The sequence below is a fragment of the Microbacterium rhizophilum genome (assembly GCF_039605615.1).
Taxonomy (GTDB): domain Bacteria; phylum Actinomycetota; class Actinomycetes; order Actinomycetales; family Microbacteriaceae; genus Microbacterium; species Microbacterium rhizophilus.
Genome location: NZ_JBCNUN010000001.1, coordinates 121,266 through 146,441 on the forward strand (window position 1 = coordinate 121,266; position 25,176 = coordinate 146,441).

General features: G+C 70.5%; 30 protein-coding genes. 18 read left to right on the forward strand and 12 right to left on the reverse strand.

The genetic code is table 11. The features are described 5' to 3' along the window. Positions 1 to 2 precede the first annotated feature (2 nt). The 12 genes from AAD528_RS00675 to AAD528_RS00730 all read left to right on the forward strand — a co-directional run bounded on the left by AAD528_RS00675 (position 3) and on the right by AAD528_RS00730 (position 8,471). Positions 3 to 443, forward strand: coding sequence for a hypothetical protein (locus AAD528_RS00675; RefSeq protein ID WP_345750122.1), 441 nt, complete (start codon positions 3 to 5; stop codon positions 441 to 443). Further along, on the forward strand, positions 443 to 1,642 hold the full coding sequence (locus AAD528_RS00680; RefSeq protein ID WP_345750123.1) for an SGNH/GDSL hydrolase family protein: 1,200 nt from the start codon (positions 443 to 445) through the stop codon (positions 1,640 to 1,642). The genes AAD528_RS00675 and AAD528_RS00680 overlap by 1 nt, the downstream gene beginning before the upstream one ends. A gap of 12 nt (positions 1,643 to 1,654) precedes the next feature. Beyond that, positions 1,655 to 2,116 carry a hypothetical protein gene (locus AAD528_RS00685; protein ID WP_345750124.1) on the forward strand — a complete coding sequence of 154 codons (462 nt, stop codon included), beginning with the start codon at positions 1,655 to 1,657 and terminating at the stop codon, positions 2,114 to 2,116. 33 nt (positions 2,117 to 2,149) lie between these two features. Next, positions 2,150 to 2,848: a hypothetical protein gene (locus AAD528_RS00690; RefSeq protein ID WP_345750125.1), complete on the forward strand. Its 699-nt coding sequence runs from the start codon at positions 2,150 to 2,152 to the stop codon at positions 2,846 to 2,848. Between the two features lie 2 nt (positions 2,849 to 2,850). After that, a complete protein-coding gene (locus AAD528_RS00695; protein ID WP_345750126.1) occupies positions 2,851 to 4,191 on the forward strand; it encodes a hypothetical protein in 1,341 nt (446 codons plus the stop codon). Then, positions 4,191 to 4,334: a hypothetical protein gene (locus AAD528_RS00700; RefSeq protein WP_345750127.1), complete on the forward strand. Its 144-nt coding sequence runs from the start codon at positions 4,191 to 4,193 to the stop codon at positions 4,332 to 4,334. The genes AAD528_RS00695 and AAD528_RS00700 overlap by 1 nt, the downstream gene beginning before the upstream one ends. Before the next feature lie 84 nt (positions 4,335 to 4,418). After that, a complete protein-coding gene (locus AAD528_RS00705) occupies positions 4,419 to 5,786 on the forward strand; it encodes an O-antigen ligase family protein (RefSeq protein WP_345750128.1) in 1,368 nt (455 codons plus the stop codon). 120 nt (positions 5,787 to 5,906) lie between these two features. Next, positions 5,907 to 6,119 carry a hypothetical protein gene (locus AAD528_RS00710; RefSeq protein WP_345750129.1) on the forward strand — a complete coding sequence of 71 codons (213 nt, stop codon included), beginning with the start codon at positions 5,907 to 5,909 and terminating at the stop codon, positions 6,117 to 6,119. Further along, entirely contained in the window at positions 6,119 to 7,075 is a 957-nt protein-coding gene (locus AAD528_RS00715; protein ID WP_345750130.1) for a D-alanyl-D-alanine carboxypeptidase family protein, read from the forward strand. The genes AAD528_RS00710 and AAD528_RS00715 overlap by 1 nt, the downstream gene beginning before the upstream one ends. A 32-nt stretch (positions 7,076 to 7,107) precedes the next feature. Next, positions 7,108 to 7,524 carry a hypothetical protein gene (locus AAD528_RS00720; RefSeq protein ID WP_345750131.1) on the forward strand — a complete coding sequence of 139 codons (417 nt, stop codon included), beginning with the start codon at positions 7,108 to 7,110 and terminating at the stop codon, positions 7,522 to 7,524. Beyond that, on the forward strand, positions 7,521 to 7,913 hold the full coding sequence (locus AAD528_RS00725; RefSeq protein WP_345750132.1) for a nucleotide exchange factor GrpE: 393 nt from the start codon (positions 7,521 to 7,523) through the stop codon (positions 7,911 to 7,913). The genes AAD528_RS00720 and AAD528_RS00725 overlap by 4 nt, the downstream gene beginning before the upstream one ends. Positions 7,914 to 7,922: 9 nt before the next feature. Continuing rightward, positions 7,923 to 8,471 carry a holin gene (locus AAD528_RS00730; RefSeq protein WP_345750133.1) on the forward strand — a complete coding sequence of 183 codons (549 nt, stop codon included), beginning with the start codon at positions 7,923 to 7,925 and terminating at the stop codon, positions 8,469 to 8,471. Between the two features lie 121 nt (positions 8,472 to 8,592). Here the strand turns inward: AAD528_RS00730 and AAD528_RS00735 are convergent, their stop codons facing one another. From AAD528_RS00735 to AAD528_RS00755, 5 genes are read right to left on the reverse strand one after another with little or no spacing between them, the layout of a single operon-like run. Next, positions 8,593 to 8,778 carry a hypothetical protein gene (locus AAD528_RS00735; protein ID WP_345750134.1) on the reverse strand — a complete coding sequence of 62 codons (186 nt, stop codon included), beginning with the start codon at positions 8,776 to 8,778 and terminating at the stop codon, positions 8,593 to 8,595. Further along, positions 8,775 to 9,707: a tyrosine-type recombinase/integrase gene (locus AAD528_RS00740; protein WP_345750135.1), complete on the reverse strand. Its 933-nt coding sequence runs from the start codon at positions 9,705 to 9,707 to the stop codon at positions 8,775 to 8,777. The genes AAD528_RS00735 and AAD528_RS00740 overlap by 4 nt, the downstream gene beginning before the upstream one ends. After that, positions 9,704 to 10,018 (reverse strand): helix-turn-helix transcriptional regulator, encoded by a 315-nt coding sequence (locus AAD528_RS00745; protein ID WP_345750136.1) that lies wholly within the window; start codon positions 10,016 to 10,018, stop codon positions 9,704 to 9,706. Before AAD528_RS00745 ends, AAD528_RS00740 begins: the two co-directional genes overlap by 4 nt. Continuing rightward, the gene (locus AAD528_RS00750) at positions 10,015 to 10,350 is read right to left on the reverse strand and encodes a hypothetical protein (protein WP_345750137.1); all 336 of its coding nucleotides are present in this window, start codon (positions 10,348 to 10,350) and stop codon (positions 10,015 to 10,017) included. The genes AAD528_RS00745 and AAD528_RS00750 overlap by 4 nt, the downstream gene beginning before the upstream one ends. Positions 10,351 to 10,353: 3 nt before the next feature. After that, positions 10,354 to 10,605, reverse strand: coding sequence for a hypothetical protein (locus AAD528_RS00755; protein WP_345750138.1), 252 nt, complete (start codon positions 10,603 to 10,605; stop codon positions 10,354 to 10,356). Positions 10,606 to 10,739: 134 nt separating this feature from the next. On the opposite strand from AAD528_RS00755, the gene AAD528_RS00760 reads away from it, so the two are divergent. Next, positions 10,740 to 11,099, forward strand: coding sequence for a hypothetical protein (locus tag AAD528_RS00760; RefSeq protein WP_345750139.1), 360 nt, complete (start codon positions 10,740 to 10,742; stop codon positions 11,097 to 11,099). Between the two features lie 99 nt (positions 11,100 to 11,198). On the opposite strand, the gene AAD528_RS00765 is transcribed toward AAD528_RS00760, so the two are convergent. Next, positions 11,199 to 11,474: a hypothetical protein gene (locus AAD528_RS00765; RefSeq protein ID WP_345750140.1), complete on the reverse strand. Its 276-nt coding sequence runs from the start codon at positions 11,472 to 11,474 to the stop codon at positions 11,199 to 11,201. A gap of 213 nt (positions 11,475 to 11,687) precedes the next feature. Beyond that, on the reverse strand, positions 11,688 to 13,112 hold the full coding sequence (glnA, locus tag AAD528_RS00770; RefSeq protein WP_345750141.1) for a type I glutamate--ammonia ligase: 1,425 nt from the start codon (positions 13,110 to 13,112) through the stop codon (positions 11,688 to 11,690). A 159-nt stretch (positions 13,113 to 13,271) separates the two neighbouring features. Between glnA and AAD528_RS00775 the strand changes: the two genes are divergently transcribed. After that, positions 13,272 to 13,667, forward strand: coding sequence for an RDD family protein (locus tag AAD528_RS00775; RefSeq protein WP_345750142.1), 396 nt, complete (start codon positions 13,272 to 13,274; stop codon positions 13,665 to 13,667). 69 nt (positions 13,668 to 13,736) lie between these two features. On the opposite strand, the gene AAD528_RS00780 is transcribed toward AAD528_RS00775, so the two are convergent. Further along, complete coding sequence (locus tag AAD528_RS00780; RefSeq protein ID WP_345750143.1) at positions 13,737 to 14,444, reverse strand: DUF4191 family protein; 708 nt, start codon at positions 14,442 to 14,444, stop codon at positions 13,737 to 13,739. Between the two features lie 142 nt (positions 14,445 to 14,586). Here AAD528_RS00780 and AAD528_RS00785 point away from each other — a divergent pair, with 142 nt between their 5' ends. Next, positions 14,587 to 15,957: a hypothetical protein gene (locus AAD528_RS00785; RefSeq protein ID WP_345750144.1), complete on the forward strand. Its 1,371-nt coding sequence runs from the start codon at positions 14,587 to 14,589 to the stop codon at positions 15,955 to 15,957. Between the two features lie 63 nt (positions 15,958 to 16,020). On the opposite strand, the gene sucB is transcribed toward AAD528_RS00785, so the two are convergent. The 3 genes from sucB to AAD528_RS00800 all read right to left on the reverse strand — a co-directional run bounded on the left by sucB (position 16,021) and on the right by AAD528_RS00800 (position 20,736). Further along, positions 16,021 to 17,802, reverse strand: a complete 1,782-nt coding sequence (sucB, locus tag AAD528_RS00790; protein ID WP_345750145.1) for a 2-oxoglutarate dehydrogenase, E2 component, dihydrolipoamide succinyltransferase — start codon at positions 17,800 to 17,802, stop codon at positions 16,021 to 16,023. A gap of 76 nt (positions 17,803 to 17,878) precedes the next feature. Continuing rightward, positions 17,879 to 19,252 (reverse strand): dihydrolipoyl dehydrogenase, encoded by a 1,374-nt coding sequence (lpdA, locus tag AAD528_RS00795; RefSeq protein WP_345750146.1) that lies wholly within the window; start codon positions 19,250 to 19,252, stop codon positions 17,879 to 17,881. Continuing rightward, positions 19,249 to 20,736, reverse strand: coding sequence for a leucyl aminopeptidase (locus tag AAD528_RS00800; RefSeq protein ID WP_345750147.1), 1,488 nt, complete (start codon positions 20,734 to 20,736; stop codon positions 19,249 to 19,251). The genes lpdA and AAD528_RS00800 overlap by 4 nt, the downstream gene beginning before the upstream one ends. A 68-nt stretch (positions 20,737 to 20,804) precedes the next feature. Between AAD528_RS00800 and AAD528_RS00805 the strand changes: the two genes are divergently transcribed. From AAD528_RS00805 to AAD528_RS00815, 3 genes are all read left to right on the forward strand, one after another. Next, a complete protein-coding gene (locus AAD528_RS00805) occupies positions 20,805 to 21,740 on the forward strand; it encodes a PAC2 family protein (protein ID WP_345750148.1) in 936 nt (311 codons plus the stop codon). A 260-nt stretch (positions 21,741 to 22,000) separates the two neighbouring features. Next, positions 22,001 to 23,362, forward strand: a complete 1,362-nt coding sequence (locus AAD528_RS00810; RefSeq protein ID WP_345750149.1) for an RNA polymerase sigma factor — start codon at positions 22,001 to 22,003, stop codon at positions 23,360 to 23,362. Next, on the forward strand, positions 23,359 to 24,078 hold the full coding sequence (locus AAD528_RS00815; protein WP_345750150.1) for a coenzyme F420-0:L-glutamate ligase: 720 nt from the start codon (positions 23,359 to 23,361) through the stop codon (positions 24,076 to 24,078). The genes AAD528_RS00810 and AAD528_RS00815 overlap by 4 nt, the downstream gene beginning before the upstream one ends. Positions 24,079 to 24,146: 68 nt before the next feature. On the opposite strand, the gene AAD528_RS00820 is transcribed toward AAD528_RS00815, so the two are convergent. After that, complete coding sequence (locus AAD528_RS00820; RefSeq protein ID WP_345750151.1) at positions 24,147 to 25,169, reverse strand: sugar-transfer associated ATP-grasp domain-containing protein; 1,023 nt, start codon at positions 25,167 to 25,169, stop codon at positions 24,147 to 24,149. Between the last annotated feature and the right edge of the window lie 7 nt (positions 25,170 to 25,176).

Consider the following 25,176-nt stretch of genomic DNA (forward strand, 5'->3'; position numbering starts at 1 on the left):
ACATGCCGCTCGTCACGGTCACGTACAACGCATGGGACCACAACCGGGAGGTTGTGCCCGCGTCGCGGCAACCGAGGGTCGGGTTCCGTCCGCTGCGAACGTCGTACGCGAACGGGCTGATGACGAACCGGGAGGTCTGGGGAAGCCTCAACGCCACCACCGGGGCGGGTTCCGTCCCGCTGGAGAAGGGCGTGCTCTACATGCCGTTTATGGACTGGCTCACGGGTGAAGCGTCCACTGAGAACGATCGCGGCGGGTATTGCGAGTGGAAGCCGTTCCGCGCAGTGATCTCGGGCGCAATCGGCGCGCAGCCGACCGTCAGCGGCGTCGTCAACGGGATCGTGTTCGACTACGGCCCGCCGCCTGCGGGCCTGGAGGACGTCGCGTACATCGACATTTCCGGTGAGAAGCCGGTGTTCTGGATCCCGGAGGGAGTGAGCTGATGGCGGGACTGATTCCCTTCGGCGAGCTGGAGGCGGCCGCGGATCTGACGACCGCGGAGCTGGTGAAGCAGCCGTCGCAGACGCGCGCGGCCGTCGACGGCCGGATTCAGGGCGTCGCGGCCGGGATCATCGCCGGGAACCCCACGGTGGTCGCGGCGGCGGAGGCCGCGGCGGATGAGGCGGTCACCGAGGCGGTGGCGAGCGAGTCGATCCTGATGGCGTACCCGGAGGTCCCGATCTCCCGGTCGGGGCTTTCGAAGGTGCCGGTGCGGTGGCGGCACAAGACGATGTCGGACCCGTACGGCGACTCCTACGTCGATGAGTACGTGGGCTCCTGGGTCGACGGTTCGGCGCAGATGGGCGACGTCGCGCTGGTCGGCGCGGGCGGCACCCTCAGCGACAAGCTGATCCCGTCGACGGCCGCGCGGGTGGCGTATGTGAACGAGAAGGTCGCGGCGCTCGAGGATTCGATCGCGGAGGTCGTCACGAGCCCGGGCGCGGTGGGTGCGCAGGAGAAGCCGTACATGTTCTGGGGGCTGGTCAACAAGGCCCGGCGCCTGGACGCGCCGGTGCCGATGGTGTTCCTCGGTTCGTCGACGACGGCCGCGGAGACGGCGTACCCGAAGATGCTGCCGCCGCGGCTGAACGAGGCGATGTACCCGGAGGGCGTGTCCACGTTCCAGCGTGCGTCGTCGGCCGACTTCGTCGAGCACGCCGAGGCGGGTATCCACTCGTACAACGCCGGCATCGGCGGCTCGAAGAGCTCCGACTACGCCACGAGCGAGACGATGGACAAGATCGTCGCCCTGGACCCGGCCGTGATCGTGCACATGATCGGCGCGAACGACTACACCAGCCAGGTCAACCCGGCCTCCTACCGGGCGAATATCGAGGCGAAGCTGAATTACTTCGACGCGCGGCTGCCGGCGACGTGCACGCATGTGCTGGTGCAGTCCTACGCCCGCCTCGGGTACAGCCCGTCGACGTACGAGTTCACCCTGTACGGCGCACAGCAGGCGCTCATCGCGCAGGGCCGCCGCAACGTGCTGTTCGTGGATCTGACGATGCCGTTCAAGGAGATCGGGATCGCGTCGGACGGTGACGACCCGCTGCAGATCATGCAGGAGGACCTCACGCACCTCATCCCCGAGGGGCAGGAGATCCTGACCGACTTCCTCTACTCGTACTTCATCTACTGATCGGAGATCACGGTGCCTAACCTTTCTCTGCCGGAGGACCTGTCTTCGGGCAGCACCGGCCACATCGCCCAGCACGAGGCCATCCACACCGAGCTCAACCGGATGACGCGGGACACGGGCTGGCGCGACGCGTCCGGCGCGCTCGTGAACGGATGGGCCGGCAGCGCGCAGATCCGCCGCGTCGATGACACGGTGCGGTTCCTGGTGAGCAGCCTGAACGGCGCGGCGGCGACGGATCCGCGGTTCATCGCGTTCGGGTCGGCCGCTCCGGCGATCTCGATCAACTTCCTGCCGCTGTCGTCGAACTTCGTCCTGCCGCGGCACACGGGCGAGGCGTTCGACTTCTCGTTCTGGACGTCGGGCGGCTCGGGCATCCGCTGCACGATGCACTCGGGAACGGTGATGTTCGGGCAGGCGTACTTCGTGTGGCCCACGGATCGTGCGTGGCCGGGCTTCCTCCCGCCGGCCGTCTGACCTGCTCGATCCTGACCCGGAAGGGGACCGCTGATGGCTGATGTTCCTGGTGGCGTGCAGTGGGGCGTCCTGAAGGGCCTGATCACCGCGGCCGTGGCGGACAGCGCGGACTCCGGGCAGGTCCCGGACGAGGTGCTGCTGTCGGGGGAGATCACGATCACCCCGACGGTGGGGGAGATCGCGTTCCCCACGCTGGGGCGGGTGATGTCCCTCGGCTCGGAGGAGTTCCGGGTCAGCAACGGGCGGATCTATCCGAAGTTCACCGGCGCCCCGGAGGGCGCGCCGCTGCTGGCGACGTCGCAGCCGCTGGGTGTGCCGGCGGAGTTCCGGTACAAGGTGTCGTTCAAGCAGCTGCGCACCCCGGACGGCAAGGACCGGAAGTTCGCGGAGCGTGTCATCGAGGTCTACCCCTACCCGGCGGAGACGCAGCTGGCGGACTTCTTCCCGCCCGGCGGGATCCCCGGCGTGGTGGTCGTCGTCTCCCACGAGGACCGTCTCGCCGCGGAGGCGTCGGCCACGGCGGCTGCGGCATCGGCGCAGCAGGCCGCAGCTCAGGTCGCCGCCGCGGCGTCGGCAGTGGCCGCGGCCGCGGCCGAAGCGCTGGCGGAGATCCGCGCCCGCACGGTCACGGCGACCGCGGATCCGGAGAACCCGGACCTGCTGATCCTCACCTACCCGACGTATCTCGAGGGCGATGACGGCACCTCGCTCGTCCTCCCGATTGGAGACTGAACATGGCTGATCCTGTGGAGATCGCGTCGGCGCGGGTGCCGATCCTGGACGATGACGGCCGCTTCCCCGACGCGTACGCGCCGCCGTCCGTGGCCGCGAACGTGGTCGCAGCGCAGACGGCCCGCACCGCCGCGGAGACCGCGCGCACGCAGGCGCAGGAGGCCGCCGCGGCCGCCGCGCTGTCGGGCGACCCGGTGGGCGCGAAGCAACTCATCGCGGACGAGATCCTCACCCCCGGCACCCCCGCGAACACTGGACTATCCCAGGCGTATGACCAGTTCTCGGAGCCGCTCGTCAACGAAGTAGCCGGAAAGGTCACCGCGGCGGAGTCCCCGACCGAGACGAGCGTCGGTGGACGCAAGCGTCAGGTCGTCACCGGCAACAAGCACCTCAAGGGTCTGCTGATCCTTGGTGACGGTGTTGGCACAATCGCACCCTCGCAGCGCGTCCCCATCCACGGCAACATCGTGCTCGATGGCGACGCGATCGCAGCCGGGCACGTGCCGGGTACGTACGGGTATGACAAGGTCGGGTTCTCGAACAACGTCACCATGAGAGGTGACTTCAGCGGCGAGGAAGCCCTCGGCGTCAACAACCCGCACGACATCCTCGGAGCGAATGACTTCATCGTCACCGGCAGTGATGAAGGCGACATGCTCGGCATCACGAGCGCCTATGCGCGCATCGTCGAGTTCCACTCTTGGGCACCGGATGCCGACTACGGGACCGCCAACGCGTTCTCGGCGCAGATGGAAGTCAGCAGCGGAGGTCACGCTGACAACGCCTACACGACGTATCTGCACCCGCCTCTGGCGAGGGACGCCGGCACGATCGACAAGGGTTACAACCTCTATCTCCGGAAGCCGAGCGCGGATGCGCCCGCGCAGTACTGGTCGCTGTTTTCGGAGGGCAAGGTCGAGTTCGCTGATGGACTGAAGGTCGACGGGGCCGCGGGCACTCTGCCGGGCAGTTCTACGACGCCGCGCGGCGTGTACGTGGGCCGGGGCACCAACGCGGGAATCGGTATCGAGTTCGCGTCGGGCACCATCGACTTCCGTATCGCGCTCGAGAATAACCGGATCTCGTTCTCGCGTCCCGGCACGGCGGTGATGATCGAGATCGACCAGTCCGGCAACCTCATCACCACGAGCGGAACCGGGCTGACGACACAGGGCACGGGCTACAAGCTCGCCACGGCCGCAACGCAGCTTCTCGGATTCTGGGGCGCGACCCCCGTGGCCCGCCCTACTGCAGTCACCGACGCGACTGACGCTGCCACCGTCATCACCCAACTGAACGCGCTTCTCGCGCGTCTCCGCACGATTGGATTGATCGCCGCATGATGAGCAAGTCCACCCTCGAGGTTCTGCACGAGCTGCTCGGCAACGTGCAGATCTCGGTCGCCGCCTCGAACTTCGATGAGCTGGCACAGCGTCTCGGAACGGCGAAGCGCGAACTGGCGGAGGAGCTCGCCGCGGCGGAGTAGTCGGGCACGTCACGCTCCTGCGGAGTGAGAGTGCCGAGGAGCGGAAGCCGGGCGCGCCGCCTCCTGCCGCCTAGTATCGGGGGCATGGACGGCACGGAGATACTTTCCGCGGTGGCGGGGGGATCGTTGATCTTCCTCGCTGCTGTCGTGTTGTTCACCCTCGCTGCGGACAGGCGACGGAAGGTGCTCTCATTCCTGGTCGGCGGAAGCGCTGCTCTCGTCGCGGCGCAGGTCTTCGACGTGCACCTGTTCACGATCTTCGTTGTCATATGGGCGATCGACGGACAGCGCGCGAGCCGCTCCTGGACGCCGAGGGAAGTGGTGCTTCCGCTCGTCTCCGCCGCGTTACTCGCGTCCACAGCGCTGTATGGCGAATTGGTGAACAGCCCGACGCTCGGGCTGCAGCTGCTCGCGCTCTCTATCTGCACGGTCATCCTCGTGTTGCACGGCAACCGGCACGAGTACGACACCATGCTCGTTGGACTTCTGGTCGTCACCTCTTTGTCGAGCGCGTGGGCAGTGCTACAGGTCGTGGGCATCGCGCCGAATGATGCGTGGCATCTTGACGTCTCCTCGCTCGGCCGTCCGACAGGTTTCTACCCGGAGCCTGACTGGCTGGGAATGTTCGCTGGCATCGCCTTGCTCCTCGCATGGCGGCTCCCGATGGGGCCGCGCACGAGGGTCCTCTTGGTGCTCGTCAACGCTGCGGCATGGGTGTTGGCGTTCGCGCGCGCCGCGTGGGTCGCCGTTGCAGTCGCGGTCGTGTTCGTCGCCGTGATCCGGATGTTCACTCGGCGAAGGGACCGGCCGGCGATGATGACGCGCCGAGTGAAGCGGCGGCCTCAACCGCACCGACTGCGGCACCGATCGCCCGCCCCGCGCCGCCCACGGACGGGCCGTGGCGTCGCTGTTGTGCTGCTCGTCATCTCGGGTCTCGTGGTCCTGGCGACAGTCCCGAGCCTCCGCGAGGATCTGTTCAACCGGCTCTCGCGAACTCTGGTCGCGCGCGCCGATGACGTTTCGGCTCAAGCGCGCGTTCAGCAGAACGAAGGCCTGCTGCACCTCGCGCAGACCGCCCCGTGGAACGGGTGGGGGATCAGTGCGAGTGGACGTGTGGGCGTCTCCGGTCGACTCACGCTCACGGGTGACTCCACCAACAACGTCGGATCGAACTGGATCGTGTCGATGTGGGTCGATGGCGCGTGGCTTGCGATTCCTCTGATCCTGGTGCTCCTCATTGCACCGTTGGTCGCGGCTCGGACGATCCAGGCGCAGTTGCTCGTGCTGGTGCTCGTGAACAGCCTCTTCTCCAACGCCGTGTTCCAGCCTGTGACGTGGATGCTGCTCGGCCTGTGCCTGGCGTATGCGCGGGACCGTCGCGAAACTTCGCCACGCGTTGAGGGAAGAAGAGCACCGCGCCAGCGCCGCCCCGCCGTGCACCTGAGCGTCTAACCGCACACTTCCCCGCAGATAGTCCAGTTCCCCGCGAGGGGTGTCCGTCCGCGCCGTACATAGAACCGCATGAAGGGCCGTCCCCACGGGGGCGGCCCTTCCGCATGGAAGGAGGGCGCCGTGGACGTCACCGACGCCGAGAAGGCAGCGATCCGCGACACGCTCCTCGCGTGGCGGGCGGCCGGCACCGAGCAGCCCGTGATCCCCGTGTACCGCGACGTCGACGTCGACGGGGCGCCTGACTTCTACGGGCTCGACGCGTTCGGCCGACTAACCGTCGTGTCGGGCGTCACCGTCGCGGACACGGTCAGCGTCTCGGAGGGCGACCTCTGATGGCCGCCGCGACGCTCGCGCCGGGTCCGGTCGTCTACGTCGACGGGCTCCCATGCGCCGCCGGCACCGCGGCCGCGTTCGCCCGCCTCAAGGCCGGCTTCGAGCGCGCCTTCCCCGGCATCACCCTGCACGTCTACTCCGGCTGGCGATCGGTGCTGCTGCAGACGCAGATCTTCCTCGAGCGGTACGTGCCCGCCTCGCAGGTCGGCGCTCGCCGCGTCTACGACTACCGCTGGTGGAACGGGATCCTGTACGCGCGCATCAGCGCCGCCGGCACGGTCGCGCAGCCGGGGACGTCGAACCACGGCGACGGCCGAGCACTCGACATCCGCGACTCGGGCGCCGACGCCGGCGTGACCAGGTACGGCAACGCCCGCTCGGCGTGGATTCGCGACCACGCCGCCGAGTACGGCTTCGACGCGGACGGCTACCGCGACTTCGAGGAGCCGTGGCACATCCGCTTCACCGGCGACCAGTGGGCGGCGTTCCGCGCCGGCCCCCCCGAGCTCACGAGCACGTCCACCGACGTCGACAAGGAGGACCCCATGCCCAGCACGTCCGAGCGGAAGCGGTACGGCTTCCGTCAGCAGATCGAACAGGCCCGCGGCTGGCCCGTCCGCCTCTCCGGAAAGGACGAGCACCGCTTCGCCGCGACCTTCGGAGTGAACCGCGAGGAGGGCGTCGTCATCGCGACGCTCGTGTTCTCCGGCGGCACGAAGGGCGACGCGATCGCCAACGCCCGCATCGTCGTCGAGGAGAAGCACGGCGACGAGCTCGAGGTCGTCTTCCGCGGCGAGCCGGTCGAGATCATCGCCACCAGCGGCGGCTCCACCGGGCAGCTGATGGACGCGTACAACCTCGGCCCGAACGCGCAGGCGACGATCCACGTCCAGGCCCTGCAGCCCGGTGTCGCGCTCGAGCGCACCGAGTACTCGAAGCTGGCCTGGCGCAGCTGATGTTCAGCCTGTACCGGCCTCGCGACGCGTTCATGCTCCGCGCCGCAGTGGGAGCGCTCTGGGCCGTGGAGGCAGCCGCGGCCGTCGCCTCCGTCATCGACCCCGGCGCGTCCCTCGTCGGCCGCTTCACCGCCCAGTGGTCCTTCGCTGTCGGCGGCGCCGTCACCGCGCTCACCGCTCTGATCGCACTCGCCGGCATCGTCATGAACCGGTGGCGCCTCGAGTGGCTCGGCGCCGCGGTGGCCCCGCTCGGCGCGATCCCGTACCTGGTGACGGCATGGTGGGTGCTCCTCGACGACGGCTTCGGCGCGGCACGAGCGATCACCGCCACGTTCCTCGTGGCGTATCCGCTGCTCAGGTCCGCACACTGCATGGCGTTCTCGAACCGCATGCGCGACCTCGCGACGCCCTCTACCCCCATCTCCGTGACGAAGGGCGACAGCGCGTGATCGGAGAAGTCGTCCTCGCGGTGATCGCCCTGCTCGGCGGCGGCACGATCGTGCAGCTGCTGAACATCCGCCACTCTCGGCGCCTCGCCGACCGTGGTCAGGACGTGACCGAGGACGACGCGCTCGTCAAGCGCTGGGAAGCGCTGGTCCGGACGCAGACAGAGGCGCTGATCCAGCCGCTGCAGGCCCAGATCGACGGGCTCAAGTCCGAGCTCGACCAGGTCAAGCGCGACCTCACCACGGCGCGCAACGAGGCCTCGGAGGAGCGCTCGCGGTACTGGCGCGCCGTCGGCTACATCCGCGTGCTCCGCACCCTGATCGACCGCAACATCGACCCCGCCGACGTGACGATCCCCGCACCGCCCGTCGACATCGCCAACGACATCTAGGAGAACCGCATGTCCAAGCTCACCGACGCCACATGGTGGCGTGCCGCGCTGCTGCGCGCGCTCTACACGGCGCTCATGATCGCCGTGCCCTACCTCGGCGGCACCCTGATCACGGCGGTGCCGTGGCTGACCATCCTGTCCGCCGGCGCCCTCGGGTTCATCACGTCGCTCCTGACCTCCCTCGCGGGCCTGCCCGAGACGGTCGGCGTCGACCTGCCTTGGTGGCTCGCCATGCTCGAGCGCACTGCGAAGACCTTCGCCCAGGCGCTCGTGTCCGGCTACGTCGGCGCGACACTGCTGACCGACGTGGACTGGGCTGTCGTCTTGCAGTTCGCCGCGCTGTCCACCCTCGGCACTCTGCTGCGGCTGATCCTCGCCACTCTGCCGGCGGATCCCACCGCGGGTCCCGCGCGCACCGTGAATCAGACGTTCATCCTTCCGCCCGACGCCTCCGGTGGTGTGCTGCCCGTCGCCGGCGGCGCGACGACGAAGTACCTCGGTCTGGACGAGAGCGGACGCATCGTCGCGGTCACCAACGAGGACCCCCCGAAGCCCTGACATCGGCCACCCGCGGCGGACCACGCTCGGACTGGCCGAGCACACCATGACGCCCCTCCCGGGTGAGCTACTGACACCGCATGCGGTGGCCGGCTCTCCGGGAGGGGCGTCTTTCGTCGTGTCAGCGGCGCGGGCGGCGTCGTTTCAGCTTGCCCTCGATGAAGCGCAGCAGTATTACGACGCTCAGCACGGCGGCGAAGACGATCCAGGGTCCGGGGTAGGCGAGCACAGCATTCCACCAGATGCCGGGCGCTTGGAGGAGAGCGGTGAGGATCATCTCGCCCAGGTTGGGCATCTCTGGTGTCATGGCGGGAGCGTAGCGGGTACGTCGGACATCGGTGTGACGCCGGGTGTCCCGGTGAGGTCGAGCCAGTCTGTGAGCTCGTGGACGGCACGGGCTCGGATGGTGTGCCGCATGCGGTCGTAGTAGGCGGTCTGCGCGCTCGAGGAGTGCCCGGCGGCGTACATGACGTCGCGCTCGGGGACGCCCGCTTCGAGGGAGAGGGTGATGAATCCAGCGCGCAACCCGTACGGGGTGACGTGGGGCACGCGCGCTGCATCGAGGATGCGGATCAGCCGGAGCCGCGCGATCGCCTTCGACAGTGCCGTGCCCGTGTTCTCGTTGTAGAGCACGGGCCCACGGCCGCGGCCTGCGACGGCCGCGCGGATAGCCGCTTCGACGGGCGGGGAGACGGTGAGCCGGTCGGCGCCTCCGGCTTTCCGGTAGGACAGGCCGATGCTCATCCGCCCTTCGTAGGTGCCGAGGTCGGAGATGAGTAGCTGTCGAGGTTCGGCAGGCCGTAGGCCGCACAGCGACCACAGGTGGACGGCGGCGCGCATCGCCGGGTCGCCGGCGTGGTCGACGTAGTCCAGGAGGCGGCGCAGCTGGTGGCGGTCGAGCCAGGGGCGCTGTGAGCGGGTGGGTCGCCGAGGCATGCGGACGAGGTGGGCGGGGTCATGTGTGATGAGGTAGCTCTGCGCGGCCCAGAGGTAGAGGCCGCGGACGGGGGAGAGCGCAGCTCCGATGCCGCGGGCGCGCACGCCGCGGGCGGACAGGTGAGCGCGCCACGCTTCGATATCGGTGCGGGTGGCGTCCTCGATGCTGGTGCCGCGCTGTCCGCACCATGTCTCCCACCGCCGCAGGTACTGCGTCGCATTCTGTCGTGTGCGTCCCGTGTAGGGCGTGAGGTATCCGGCGATCCAGGGGTGCAGGTCAGCGGGATCGGGGCGGGTCATGCCCAGGTGAGCATCGCGTCCGGGACCCGGTCGAGCACCCGCGCTCCGAGCGCCACGTACCAGCCGCGTGGCTTCGGCCCGGAGGGGAGCTCGATCGGGATCCCATCCGCGGCCCCGCGGGTGAGGCGCTCCACCTCCCGCGTGTGCTGTGCGAGCAGGTCCGAGAGATCGGCGACCACACCGGGCCGCGCGTTGCGCTTGTCCGATTCCCACGACTTCACGGCGTCGCGGGAGACACCGAGCATGTCCGCGAGCTCAGCCTGCGACAGGCCGAGCAGCTGCCGCGTGGCGGCGATCTCCGCGCCGGTCATCGAGCGAATGCCCCTGCGCCGCGGGTGAGGTCGGCGGTCGAGATCCAGATCGCGGGCTGTCCAGCCTGGCGGGAAATCGCCCCGACCGCCAGGTCGCGGACGTTGCTGCGCAGCCCCCACCGCTTAGTGCCCTGCTCGGTCACGTAGTCGGCGCTCACGCGGCCGCGGACGCGGGTGGTCTCGGCGAGGATCGTGCCGTCCTGCCCGACGATCACCCCGGACCTGCCCCGGTCCCGAGCGGTCTCGGCCCAGGTGGCGAGGGCAGTGGAGTGGACGGGGTCGCCGCCCGCGTCCTGGAAGACGCGGGCGGCGATGTCGCTGTAGTAGGTCACGGGTCACGCCTCCTTGGTGTACAGCCCGGTGAAGACCTCGAGGACGGTGTCGGTGTCGCCGTCGAAGGTCTCGATCTCGCCGAAGAGGTTCTCCGAGCGCTGCGTGGGCACGGTGTGGATGACCATCACGCGGCCGGCACGGGTGACCGAGGGGATGATGCGGGTGATGCGGGTCTGCTTGCCGTCGCGGGTCCAGATCTGTCCGACCTCGACGCCCTGCTCGGTGGCGATGCTGGTGGCGGTGATGCTGTCCATGGTGTCCTCCTGAAGGATCTGGCCGGGGCCGGTGCCCCTTGCTCATGTCTCTATTCTGTACCCATGTTGGGGACATGTCAAGCGGTGATCTGAGAAATCTTCTCCGTGTCCCCACCCCGGCGTACTCTCCCGGCATGGCCCGCTCCCGGAATCCCCTCTCACCGGAGACGCTGCTCGACATCCACCTGTCGGCCATCTGCGAGCGTCACCGATGGGACGCGGACCCGGGTCCGGCGATCGAGGAGCTGCGGCGGGAAGCGGGCGACCGTCTGGACATCCTCGCGGATGCAGCCGGGCGGTGGGCGGGGTACTGCGAGCAGGACCGGCACGCGCAGCCGCTCGTGACGGCGATCAAGGCCATGGACCTACCGGGTCTGGATGAGGCGGTGCGGCTGGGCCGGTATCGCGCTGGGCAGGGTGTGCACGGCGCGAGCTTCGGTCACCACCCACGAAGTCCGGGGGAGTCGTCCTCCGGTCGCTCCACGGCATCGTAAGGCGCCACGCGGCCGCACTCGGGGCACACATCACCCGCGGGCGTCGGCCGCATCACGACCGAGCAGTCCGGGCATCGCGGCTGCGCGCCGACGTCGAGGTCAGACACGACGTACCGACAGCAGCCGCCATCCCGCAGGGACCTTCGCCTCGAGCGCGGGCATGTCGTCGCCCTCGATCTCCTGCACCTCACCCCACCGCGCGATCGTCGCCGTCGCAGCCAGCTGCGTGGAGCCCTTCACGAGCTCGGCGTGCTGCTGCAGCAGCTCCCACCCGGCCGGCGTCTGCGCGCGGAACCCTGCGGCGATCGCTTCGAGGGACTCGCCCTCGGCGGTGAGCTCACGGGTCTCCTGGGGTCGAATTTTCCCGATCAGCACCCCTCGAGCCTACCCACATCGCTGCGCGCGCCTTCGCGCGTTCTGACCTCTGCACCCGGGTGCATCTGGGGTGTAAACGGAGCAGATTCGGGAGGAGCGAGGAGGACCGGGGAGGACCGAGGAGCGGCCACGAATGAGGCCCCGACCCCAGTCGAGAGAACGCCTTCCGGCGCTATCACTGGGATCGGGGCCTCTGCCGCGATCAGGCGAGTTTCACACGCCGAAGTAGAGCTCGAACTCGAACGGGTGCGGGCGCTGGGCCATCGGCTTGATCTCGTTCTCGAGCTTGTAGTCGATCCAGGTGTCGATCAGCTCGTCGGTGAACACTCCACCGGCGGTGAGGAACTCGCGGTCCTTGTCGAGCGCCTCGAGCGAGTCCTGCAGCGAGTTCGGAACCTGCGGGATCTCCTTGGCCTCCTCGGGGGGCAGCTCGTAGAGGTCCTTGTCGACCGGCTCGTGCGGCTCGATGCGGTTCTTGATGCCGTCCAGGCCCGCCATCAGCTGCGCCGCGAAGGCGAGGTACGGGTTGCCCGACGCGTCGGGGGCGCGGAACTCGATGCGCTTGGCCTTCGGGTTCGAGCCCGTGATCGGGATGCGGATGGCCGCCGAGCGGTTGCCGGCCGAGTAGACCAGGTTGACCGGCGCCTCGAAGCCCTTCACCAGGCGGTGGTAGCTGTTCAGCGTGGGGTTCGTGAACGCGAGCACGGCGGGGGCGTGCTTCAGGATGCCGCCGATGTACCAGCGCGCGATGTCGGAGAGCTGGCCGTAGCCCTTCTCGTCGTAGAACAGCGGCTTGCCGTCGTTCCACAGCGACTGGTGCGTGTGCATGCCCGAGCCGTTGTCGCCGAAGAGCGGCTTCGGCATGAAGGTCGCGACCTTGCCCCACTGCTCGGCCACGTTCTTCACGATGTACTTGAACTTCAGGATGTCGTCGGCCGCGTGCACCATCGTGTCGAAGCGGTAGTTGATCTCCTGCTGGCCGCCCGTGCCCACCTCGTGGTGCGCGCGCTCGAGCTCGAGGCCCGCGTCGATCAGGTGCAGGCTGATGTCGTCGCGCAGGTCCGCGGTCTTGTCGACCGGGGCCACGGGGAAGTAGCCGCCCTTGTACGGGGTCTTGTTGGCGAGGTTGCCGCCCTCCTCGACGCGGCCGCTGTTCCAGGCGCCCTCCTCGGAGTCGACGGAGTAGAAGCTGCTGTTCTGCTTCACCTCGTAGCGCACGTCGTCGAAGATGTAGAACTCGGCCTCGGGGGCGAAGAACGCGGTGTCGGCGATGCCGGTGGAGGCGAGGTACTTCTCGGCCTTCTTGGCGACCTGGCGCGGGTCCTTCGAGTAGATCTCTCCGTTGCGCGGGTTGTAGATGTCGAACACCATCACGAGCGTCTTCGCCTCGCGGAACGGGTCGAGGTATGCGGTCGTCACGTCCGGGATGAGCTGCATGTCCGACTCGTGGATGTTCGCGAAGCCGCGGATCGAGGAGCCGTCGAACAGCTGGCCCACCGTGAAGAAGTCCTCGTCGACGGTCGAGGCCGGGATGTTGAAGTGCTGCTGAACACCGGGGAGATCGGTGAAGCGGATGTCGAGGAACTTGACATCGTTGTCCTTGATGAACTTCAGCACCTCGGATGAGTCGTTGAACATTGAGGCTCCAGATTGGTGGGACTTCGGGTGGGATCGCCTGGAACGCAGGTGACGCCACGACCGTATCGGCGGGGCATTGCCCAAGGGTGTCCCTTATGTTTCCGGGATGTTACGCGGGTGCCGGGAGGCGCGCCGTCGGGCGCCGCATAGGCTTGTCGGGTGAGCACCTCCGCCGACGCCTATCCCGGCCAGCGACTGGGCCTGCCCGAGACCGGACCCGGCAGCATCGCCCGCGTCCCCCGCCGGCTGGCGGGGCTGGCGATCGACTGGATCGCGACGATCGTGATCTCCATCGCGTTCTTCCAGTACGACGCCGTGGCGACCATGATCGTCTTCGCGGTGATCCACATCCTGTTCATCCCGACGATCGGCGGCAGCCCTGGTCACCGCATCGCGGGCATGCGGATGCAGCTCGAGGGCGGCGGCTGGACGGGCGTGTGGCGCCCGATCGTGCGGACCGTCCTGCTGGTCCTGGTGATCCCCGCCGTGATCTGGGATCCGGATCAGCGCGGTCTGCACGATCGCGTGGCCGGCACGGTCCTGGTCCGCGCCTGACACGCGACGACGAAGCCCCGCCGATCGGCGGGGCTTCGTCATGTGTGCTGGGGCCGTGTGCGCGGGGCGTCAGCGCGGGCGCGGCGCGCGCGCCTTGGTCGGGTCGATCCCCTTCGGGATCGGCAGCGACGCGAGCGACTGCGACACGGACTCGATGCGCTGCACGACGGCGCCCATCGTGGCGCGGTCGATGGCCTTCGGGTAGCCCTTGATGGTGCGCGAGAGCTGCGAGATCGGGACCTCGTCCTGACCGTGGCCGACGTACAGCTCGTGCACGGGCACGCCCGTGGCGACGCGGCTCACCTTCATCCGCTCGTCGCGCATCAGGCGCGTGAGGCGTCCTCGCGTGCCCTCGCCGACGATCACGACGCCGCCGCGGCCGACCGCGCGGTAGACGGCCTCCTGGGTCTTGGGGTTGACGCCCACGGGCATCTCGCTCGCGCGCCAGTTGCGGCCGAGCATCGTCGACAGCACGTGGCCGGTGGCTCCGGGCATGCCGTCGAGCTTGCGGTACATCGCGGTGGTCGACAGCCGCGTCATCGTCATCATGGCGGCGAGCAGGCCCAGCATGAGGCCCGCGAGGCCCCACAGGATGACGCCCCACACCGACGGCTGGATCAGGAAGCCGAGCAGGACGCCGAGCGCGACTCCGACGATGAGGATGCCGAGCAGCAGCCAGCCCAGCCAGGGGTACACCTCGCGCGTGAAGGTGAACAGAGACCGGATCTGCCTGAAGAATCCCGGGCGCTTCTCTGCCTCGGGGGTACGTGCTGCCATACCCCCAGCCTACCGAGTCGCCGCGGCCGCGCCGACCCGTCCGGCGCCGCGGACACTCGTCCACAGCGCCGGATGCGCGGACGGGAGGCCACATGCGCTCGGGTCGGCGCCGCGGCACCACGGGAGAGCCCAGGATGACGGCATGACCTCCGGCCGCCACGCCACCGAACCGCCGGATCCGATCGCGGAACCCGGGTCCGTGGCGATGCCGCTCACGGACGCGTACCGGCCGATCCGGCGGGTGTCCGCGCCGCAGGCGCCGGTCGACGGCATCCTCGCGGCCGCGGGGGAGCGGCGCGTCGTGCTCGCGGATGCCGAGACGGCCGCGTCGCGGGTGTTCCTCGGACCCCAGCAGGCGCCGCAGCACCTGCTCGCGCCGCTCGACCTGGTGCGGCGCGCCGACGGGCACGACCTGGAGCTGCCGTGGTGCCGCGATCCGCTCGCGCGCCTGCTCGACGCCCGGGCGCGGGAGTCGCGGCCGCTCGTCGGCGGGGAGCTGGTGACGCTGGCGGTGAGCCTGTTGCGCGGCACGCGCGAGGCGTGGCAGGACGTGCCGCCCGAGTCCGAGCCGCCGCCCGGACGATGGTGGATCGACGACGACGGCCGCCCGCTGTTCGCTCCGGCCGGCGACGGCGGACCCGTCGCGGACGAGGCGAGCGCCCTGCTCGGGCAGGCCGCGTCGCACACGCGGGATCGCGTGCTGCTGCGGTTGATCGAGGAGGCCCGCGACGCGCTCGAGCGCCCGCGGCGGCTGCGCCGCACGTCGGATCCGCTGGAGGACGCGCTGTTCGAGGCCTTCGCGCCGCGGCCGATCGCGCGCGCGGACCCGCGCGCGCCGGACGGCGGGAGCCGCCGGGGAGAGCCGGACCCCGAGCCGGAGGCGCCGCGTCGGGTCTCGGGCGCCGCGCTGACCGGCCTCCTCGAGCGGTTCACGGACGCCGGCTTCGCGGATGCGGTGGGCGACGCGGTGGATCGCACCAGGGTCGCCGCGCGCCGCACGCTCGGCGGCGGCCGCAGGGTGCCGCTGCTGGTGGGCGGAGTGGCGGCGGCCCTCGTGATCGGCGTGGGTCTGCTGTGGCCGTCGGATCCCGAACCTGCCGGCGCCCACGATCCGGGCCGCGCGGGCGCGCCGGCCCGCGTCGTGTCGGCGCCGCCGAGCCCGCGTCCCGCGGCGACGCCTCCGGGCACACCGCCGTCGACACCGACCACCGCGCCGAGCGAGGACGCGCAGGCGGCGGCCGAACGGCTGAGGAGCGCGATCGCGGAGTGCGACGTGCACGGCGATCCTCTCTGCGCCGAGGTGCGGGACGAGGCCGCGGAGCCGCTGCCGCGGGAGGCGCTCGACGTCCTCGGCGGCCACGGCGAGGCGGCGCTCCTGGACGACTACGGCGACGTCGCGGTGTTCCGGGTCGACGATCCGTCGGGCGAGCGAGAGGCCGTGCTGCTGCAGCTCGTCCGCCTCGACGGACGATGGCTGGTGCGCGGCGCCCAGTCCCTCGCCGGGCGCGGCTGAGAGGACATGCGAAAGGGGCCCGGCCGGCGAAGCGCCGGGCCGAGCCCCTTCGGGATCGTGCGATCAGATGCCGAGGTCGTCCGAGAACGCCGCCTCCTCGAGGCGGGCCTTCACCGCGCTGAGGAAGCGCGCAGCGTCGGCGCCGTCGATCGTGCGGTGGTCGTACGAGAGCGCGAGGTACACGTACGAGCGGATGCCGATGGCCTCGACCCCGTCGACCTTCACGACGCCGGGGCGCTTGTAGACGATGCCCGTGCCGAGGATGGCCGACTGCGGCAGGAACACGACGGGGGTGTCGAACAGCGCGCCGCGCGAGCCGGTGTTGGTCAGCGTGAAGGTGCCGCCCGCGAGCTCGTCGGGCTTCAGCTTGTTGTCGCGCGTGCGCGCGGCGAGGTCGGCGATCTCGGTCGAGATCTGCGCGAGGTTCTTCGAGCCCGCGTCGCGCAGCACCGGCGTGAGCAGGCCGCGCGGCGTGTCGACCGCGATCGAGATGTTCTCGGACGCGGGGTAGACGATGTTCTCGCCGTCCAGCGTCGAGTTGACGATCGGGAACGCCTGCAGCGCCTCGGCCGCGGCCAGGGCGAAGAACGGCAGGAACGACAGCTTGCCGCCGGTCTTGGCGACGAAGTCGCCCTGGACCTGCTGGCGGAAGGCGGCGACCTTCGTGACGTCGACCTCGACGACCGTCGTCAGCTGGGCCGTCGAGTTCATCGACTCGACCGCGCGGGACGCGAGCACCTTGCGCAGGCGCGACATCGGCTGGGTCGTGCCGCGCAGCTCCGAGACCTCGAGCTTCGTGGCGGGCGCGGCCTGGGCCGGGGCGGCGGCGGCCGGAGCCGATGCGGACTCGGCGGCCTTGAGGACGTCCTCCTTGCGGATGCGTCCGCCCACGCCCGTACCGGTCACGGTGGCCAGGTCGACGCCGTTCTGAGCGGCGAGGCGGCGCACCAGCGGCGTCACGTAGACCTTGTCGTCATCGGCCGACGGGGTGAACGTCGGGGCGGCGGGCTCGGCCTTCGGCGCCTCCTGCGCGGGCGCCGGCTGAGCCGGGGCAGCCGGGGCCTCCTGAGCCGGAGCCTCCTGAGCCGGGGCGGCCGGCGCCTCCTGCGCGGGGGCCTCCTGGGCCGGGGCCTCCTGCGCGGGGGCCGCGGGGGCCTCCTGGGCCGGAGCCGAGGCGGGGGCGCCGCTGCCGACGCGCGCGAGCACGGCGCCGACCTCGACGGTCTCGTCCTCCTGGACGAGGATCTCCTGGATGACGCCCGCGACGGGCGAGGGGATCTCGGTGTCGACCTTGTCGGTCGAGATCTCCAGCAGGGCCTCGTCGACGGCGATCTCGTCGCCCACCTGCTTCAGCCAGCGGGTCACGGTGCCCTCGGTCACGCTCTCGCCCAGTTCGGGGAGCACGATGTCGGTGGCGTCTCCGGAGGGCTGTGCGTCGGCGGCGGGCGCCGCCGCGGGGGCGTCCTGCTCGGTCGAGGGCGCCTCGGCCGGCTCCTCGGCGGGGGCCTCCGCCTGCTCCTCGGGCGCGGGCACCGGCTGCTCGGCGGGGGCGGCCTCGGCGGCCGGCTGCTCCGCGGCGGGAGCGTCGTCGGACGATCCGGCACCCGTGCCGTCGCCGATCTTCGCGAGGACGGCGCCGACCTCGACGGTCTCATCCTCCTGGACGAGGATCTCCTCGATCACACCCGCGACGGGCGACGGGATCTCGGTGTCGACCTTGTCGGTCGAGATCTCCAGCAGGGCCTCGTCGACGGCGATCGTGTCGCCGACCTTCTTCAGCCAGCGGGTGACCGTTCCCTCGGTGACGCTCTCGCCGAGCTCGGGGAGGACCACGGAAGTACTCATGTCGGAGTCTCCTTCAGGATTCGATGACATCTAACAGCTTAGTGACGTGCGGTGCGCGGAGAGGACCGCGCGAGGTTCAGATGGCGTGCAGCGGCTTGCCCGCGAGAGCGAGGAACGCCTCGCCGAGGGCCTCGCTCTGCGTGGGGTGCGCGTGGATGAGCGGGGCGATGTCCTCGGGGTGCGCCTCCCAGGCGACCGCGAGCTGCCCCTCGGTGATGAGCTCGCCGACCCGGTCGCCCAGCAGGTGGACGCCCAGGACCGGCCCGTCCACGCGGCGCACGACCTTGACCAGGCCGCCGGTGCCGATGATCTCGCTCTTGCCGTTGCCCGCGAGGTTGTACTCGTACGCGGTCACCGCGTCGGCGCCGTGCTCCGCGGCGGCCTGCGCCTCGGTCAGGCCGACCGAGGCGACCTCGGGGTGCGAGTACGTGACCTTGGGGATCTGCGTCTCGGGCACCGGCACGGGGTCGAGGCCCGCGATGGCCTCGGCGACGAACACGCCCTGCTGGAAGCCGCGGTGCGCGAGCTGCAGGCCCGGGACGATGTCGCCCACGGCCCAGACGCCTTCGGCGCTCGTGCGGAGCCGGTCGTCGACCGCGACGAAGCCGCGGTCGAGGGCGACGCCGGCCTCCTCGAACCCGAGGCCCGCCGTGGCGGGGCCGCGACCGACCGCGACGAGCAGGCGGTCGGCGCGGATCTCGAAGCCGTCCTCCAGCGCGACGGTCACGCCGTCCGCGTCCTGCGTCGCCGACGCGAACCGGACGCCCAGGCGCGCCTGGATGCCGCGCCGGCGGTACGCCCGCTCGAGGCCCTTGCTGAGCGCGATGTCCTCGTTCGGCACCAGGTGGTCCAGCGCCTCGACGATCGTCACCTCGGCGCCGAACGAGCGCCACACGCTCGCGAACTCGACGCCGATCACGCCGCCGCCCAGGATGACGACGCTGCCTGGCACCTCGTCGAGCGCGAGCGCGCCCTCGCTGGTCAGGATGCGGCCGCCGACTTCGAGGCCGGGCAGGCTCCGGCTGTACGAGCCGGTCGCGAGCACGACGTCCCGGCCCGTGTAGGTGTCCTCGCCCACGCGCACGGTGCGGCCCGCCTCGAGCCGGCCCTCGCCCGGGACCACGGTGATCCCGCGGCGGGCAACGAGCCCCTCGAGGCCTTTGAACTTCTTGGCGACGATGCCCTCGCGGTAGGCGCGCAGGCCCGCGGCGTCGACGCCGCCGAGCGTGGCGGAGATCCCGTACGACGCGGACTCGCGCACCGAGTCGGCGATCTCGGCCGCGTGCAGCAGCGCCTTGGTGGGGATGCAGCCGCGGTGCAGGCAGGTGCCGCCGACCTTGTCCTTCTCGATGAGCGCGACGCTGCGGCCGAGCTCCGACGCGCGGATCGCCGCCGCGTAGCCGCCGCTGCCGCCGCCGAGGACGACGAGGTCGAACTCGTGCGCGGTCACTGGACCTCGCCGCCCGCCGCGACGAAGTCGATCAGCGCGCGGACCGTGGCGCCCGTCGGGCCCTTGTCCGTGTAGCCGTAGGCGCCGCTCGCGCTCATCGCCGAACCGGCGATGTCCAGGTGCACCCACGGGATGCGCGGGGTGTCGTCGCCGTCGCCGGTGCGGCCCACGAAGCGCTGCAGGAACAGGCCCGCGAACATCGAGCCGCCGTTGCGGTTGCCCATGTCGGCGTTGCGCATGTCGGCGACGCGCGAGTCGAGCTGATCCGCGATGTGCTCCGGCAGCGGGAGCGGCCAGGCGAGCTCGCCCGTGCGGTCGGCCGAGCGCAGGAACGCGTCGACCGCGTCGCCGTGCCCCATCACGCCCGTGTGGCGCGTGCCGAGCGCGACCAGGATCGCGCCGGTCAGGGTGGCGACGTCGACGATCACGTCCGGCTTCTCGCGGCTCGCCGCGACCAGACCGTCCGCCAGCACGAGGCGGCCCTCAGCGTCGGTGTTCGTGACCTCGACGGTCGTGCCGTCGAGCATCGTGAGCACGTCGCCGGGGCGGGTGGCACGACCCGACGGCATGTTGTCGGCGATGCACATCCACGCGGTCACGCGCACCGGGAGCTTCAGCTGTGCGGCGGCGCGGACGACGGCGAGCACCTCGGCGGCGCCCGTCATGTCCTCGTTCATGCCGAGCATGGAAGCGGCCGGCTTCAGCGACAGGCCGCCCGTGTCGAACGTGATGCCCTTGCCGACCAGCGCGACGTGGCGCTCGGCGCCCTCCGGCGCCCAGTCGAGGCGCACCAGGCGCGGCGGACGATCCGATCCCTTGCCGACGCCGAGGATGCCGCCGAAGCCGCCCTGCTCGAGGGCCGCCTCGTCGTACACGGTCACGTCGATGCCGAGGCCCGCGGTCGCGGCGACGGCCGACGCGGCGAGCTGCTCGGGACTCTGGCGGTCGGCGGTGGTCGAGACGAGGTCCTTCACGAGGGCGACGGCCTCGGCGCCGGCGCGCACGGTGGCCAGCTCGGCGTCGTCCACCGGGCCCGGGGCGTGCACCAGCACCTTCTCGGCGCGCCGCTTCTTCCGGGCCTTCTCGGGATCGTGCGTCTTGTACGTGTCGAACGAGTACGCGCCGAGCGCCGCGCCCTCGGCCGCCGCGCGCCACGCGTCGTCGACGGCGCCGACGATCTGCACGGCGACGGTCGAGAAGCCCGTCAGCTGGCGGGCGGCCGTGCCGATGGCCTCGCGCACGGCCGCGGCGTCGGGGTCCGAGCCCAGGCCGACGACGGCGAGCGGCCGGGCGGTCACCTCGGGCGCGTAGACGCGCGCGAACGAGTTCTTCGCGCCCGTGAAGCCGATCGCGTCGAGCGCCGGGCGAAGACCCGGGACGTCGAGCCGGTCGTCCTCGCCGAAGGCCGGGATCGCCAGCACGGCGGCCTCCGCGCTCTCGTCGGGGAACGGGTGATCGGTCAGCGCGAGAGCGGGAATCGGCATTCCTCCATCCTAGGTACGCGCAGAGCGGAACCGGGCCCGGCCCCTCCGGCGGCTCGTAGCATGGAGGCATGCCCTCGACTGGTGACATCTTCGAGCGGGTCGCGAACGCCCCGATCGTGCCGGACGGACTGCCGCTCGTCATCCTGATGACCGGCTTCACCGATGCCGGCGGCGCCGTGTCGAACCTGATCGACTTCGCGCGCGACGAACTGGGCCCGCGTCCGCTCGTCGTGTTCTCGAACGACGCGCTGCTGGACTACCGCGCGCGGCGTCCCATCGTCACGTTCGAGCAGGATCACCTGACCGATTACCGTCCGCCGCGCCTGGAGCTCTCGCTCGCGCACGACGCGCTCGGTCAGCCCTTCCTGCTGCTGTCGGGCTACGAGCCGGACTTCGCGTGGGACGCGTTCGCGGCCGCCGCGGTGGGCTTCGCCGATCGGTTCGCCGTGGGCACCGTGACCTGGGTGCACGCGATCGCGATGCCCGTCCCGCACACCCGCACGCTCGGCGTGACGGTCAGCGGCAATCGCACCGACCTCATCGAGGCGCACTCCATCTGGCACCCGCGCACGCAGGTGCCCGCAACCGTGGGGCACCTCCTCGAGTACCGCTTCATCGAGTCGGGCTTCGACACGGCGGGCTTCGTGCTGCTCGTGCCGCACTACCTCGCCGAGACGGACTACCCGGCGGCGACGATCGCGGCGCTGGACAAGCTGATGGCGGCGACCGGCCTCGTGTTCACGCTCGACGAGCTGTACGGCGAGAACCGCGAGTACCTCGGCAAGGTCGAGGACCAGATCGCGGGCAACGACGAGCTCGGGCGCATGGTGCAGGGCCTCGAGGAGCGCTACGACGCGTACGCGGCGGGCCTCGCGGGCGGTGGCGAGCCGACGGTCGGCGGCCTGCGCGAGGGCGAGCTGCCCAGCGCGGACGAGCTCGCGGCCGAGCTCGAGCGCTTCCTCGCGTCGCGCCCCACGGGCGACGACGACAAGCGCGGCGGCTGAGCCGCCGCCCGGAGGCGCCGTCGGAGGCGCCGCGGTGGAATACCGGACGCGCCCGGATCGTTGTCTCCAGGGACGAGCGAGGCGACGTCGCCTCGCCGAACGGTCGGGATGGGTAAAGCGCCGCCCGACGTATGAGAGAATGGGTGTCCGACCCGTTGTCGAGGCGGCGCATGTGACGGCGCCGGACTTGACAAGGGTCTTACTAGTGCCCGAACACACCCGGGGGTGCGGCGCGCAGCGCCGCCGGTGAAAGGCGAAACGTGACTACTGCCACGAAGGCTCCGCGGAGCACCGCGAAGAAGAAGGACACAGTCGAAGCGGACGAGGTCGTCGAGGCCGCCGCCGCGAAGAAGGCGCCCGCCGCCAAGGCGACGGCGCGCAAGACGGCCGCGAAGACGGACGAGGCCGCGGAGGCCGACAAGCCCGCCCGCAAGGCGTCGGCTCGCAAGACCGCCGCGAAGGCCGCTCCGAAGAAGGCCGCGCCGAAGAAGACGGCCAAGAAGGCCGGCGACGAGCCCGACGACGACGAGGCCGTCGAGGTCGAGGAGGTCGAGCTCGACGAGGCCGGCAAGGACGACGCCGCCGAGGCCGGCGACGAGGACGAGGCGCCCAAGGCGACCGTCACCGAGCCGCTGCCCACGGGCGCGATCGTCATCAGCTCGAGCGACGAGGACGAGGTCCCCGTCTACTCGACGCAGATCACGGGCGCCACGGCGGACCCGGTCAAGGACTACCTGAAGCAGATCGGCAAGGTCCCGCTGCTGAACGCGGCGGAGGAGGTCGACCTCGCCATGCGGATCGAGGCGGGCCTGTTCGCCGAGGAGAAGCTGTCGAAGATGTCGGCGGCCGAGAAGTCGAACCAGCTGGGTCTCGATCTGCAGTGGGTCGCGCGCGACGGTCAGCGTGCCAAGTCGCACCTGCTCGGCGCGAACCTGCGCCTGGTCGTCTCGCTCGCCAAGCGCTACACCGGCCGCGGCATGCAGTTCCTGGACCTGATCCAGGAGGGCAACCTCGGTCTGATCCGCGCGGTCGAGAAGTTCGACTACACCAAGGGCTTCAAGTTCTCCACGTACGCGACGTGGTGGATCCGCCAGGCGATCACGCGCGCCATGGCCGACCAGGCCCGCACCATCCGCATCCCGGTGCACATGGTCGAGGTCATCAACAAGCTCGCCCGCGTGCAGCGCCAGATGCTGCAGGACCTGGGCCGCGAGCCCACACCCGAGGAGCTCTCCAAGGAGCTCGACATGACCCCCGAGAAGGTCATCGAGGTGCAGAAGTACGGCCGCGAGCCGATCTCGCTGCACACGCCCCTGGGTGAGGACGGCGACAGCGAGTTCGGCGACCTGATCGAGGACACCGAGGCGGTCGTGCCGGCCGACGCGGTGGGCTTCACGATGCTGCAGCGTCAGCTCGAGAGCCTGCTCGACTCGCTCTCCGAGCGCGAGGCCGGCGTGATCCGGATGCGCTTCGGCCTCGGCGACGGCCAGCCGAAGACACTCGACCAGATCGGCGACACGTTCGGCGTGACCCGCGAGCGGATCCGCCAGATCGAGTCGAAGACCATGGCGAAGCTGCGCCACCCGAGCCGCTCGCAGTCGCTGCGGGACTACCTCGAGTGAGCGACGCGAACGCGGGCGCCGCGAACGCGGCCAACGACGGCAAGGCCCTCGAGGTCGAGGTCGACGGCGAGACGGTCCAGCGCATCCCGCTGCGCACGCGCGTCGTGATGCCCGAGGACGACATCGACCAGGTGGTCGTCGAGTACGCGAAGGACGCCGTGCGGCCGGGCGACCTGCTGTTCGTGACCGAGAAGATCGTCGCGATCACGCAGGGCCGCTCGTACCTGCTCACCGACATCAAGGTGCGTCCGCTGGCGCGCTTCCTGTCGAAGTACGTCGTCAAGACGCCGTACGGCATCGGCCTCGGCATGCCCGAGACCATGGAGATGGCGCTGCGGGAGTGCGGCACGCCGCGCATCCTGTTCGCCGCGGCAGTCGCCGCCGTGACCAAGGCGTTCGGCCGCAGGGGCGACTTCTACCGCATCGCGGGAGACAAGGCCCGCGCGATCGACGGCCCCACGAAGAACACGATCCCGCCGTACAACCAGGCCGTCGTGCTGGGACCGGATCGCCCGCGCGAGGTGGCCGCGCGCCTGAAGTCGCTGCTGGGCGGCGCGGTCGACGTGGCCGTGGTCGACATCAACGACATCGGCGGCAACATCCTCGGCTCGACGCTCGACAAGGCGGGGGAGAAGCGCCTCGTGCGCATCCTCGGCGACAACCCCCTCGGCCAGGGCCACCAGTCGACGCCGCTGGGCATCGTCCGGCCCGTGTGAGCCTCACCCGTTGACCGAATCGGCCCGAACTCTGCGAAGAATTCGGGCCGATTCGGTCAACACCGGGGTCAGAAGCCGATGGCGCTCTGGTAGCGGGGCTTGTGGCCCGTGCGGATGCCGGTGACGCTGGGCTTGTTCTCGTACACGCCGGCACCCCAGTTGCCCTCCACGAGCACGGGGCCGTCCGGGCTCACGACGACGTCCCACCCGACATACGGCACCTCGGGCACGACGCGCGCGACCTCGTCCACGAACGCGCGCACCTCGTCGATGAACGGCAGCCGGAACTCCGCGATGGGGAAGCCCGTGTCGGGGTGCTTCTCGTGCACGTGGCCGTGTGAGTCGTAGCCCGCGCCGAACGCCCGGCCGTCGTCGTGGAGCATCGTGTAGAAGCCGCCGTAGGACATCTGGTCGCTCACCGCGCCGCGGCCGAACTTCTGCGCGACCGCCAGGATGTGCACATCCGTGCCGTCGAAGAACGCGGTGATGCGCGTGGTGTTGACGGTGCCGGGGCACACCGCGGCGAGGTCGTCGTGCTGGCGGATGACCTCCTCCAGCAGCAGCTCGTCGCGCTCGATCAGGCCGCGGTGGAACGCCCCCCAGTCCGACACGTCGGCCGCCTGATAGCGGCGCACGCCCAGGCCCATGTGGCTCACGGGCACCTTCGCGATGAACGTGCCGTGCTTCTCGCCGAACGCGCGCACGGCGTCGGCGTTGCCGGCCTCGACCACGAGCCACTCCCGCTTCAGGAAGCGAGAGAACAGCTTGTTGAACTCGATCTTGTTCTCGAACAGGACGCGCTTGTCCTTCTGCGCGAAGCGCTGCGCGAGCTGCATCGAGACAGGGTGCGTCATGTAGGTCGCGCGCTCCTGCTTCGACAGGATCGCGAAGTCGTAGTCGACGTAGTCCTGGAACGCGACGTCGTGGCGCGCGGCCGACCACAGCATGTCCGCGAGCACCCGCGGGGTCCACGCCCCGTGCTGCTCGTGCACCTCCCGGGCGCGCTCCGCGACCGACTTCACGTCGATGCGACGGGCGCGCTCGGCGAGGTAGCGGAACTTGCCGGCGAGGCCGAGGCGGTTGTCAGACATTCACACT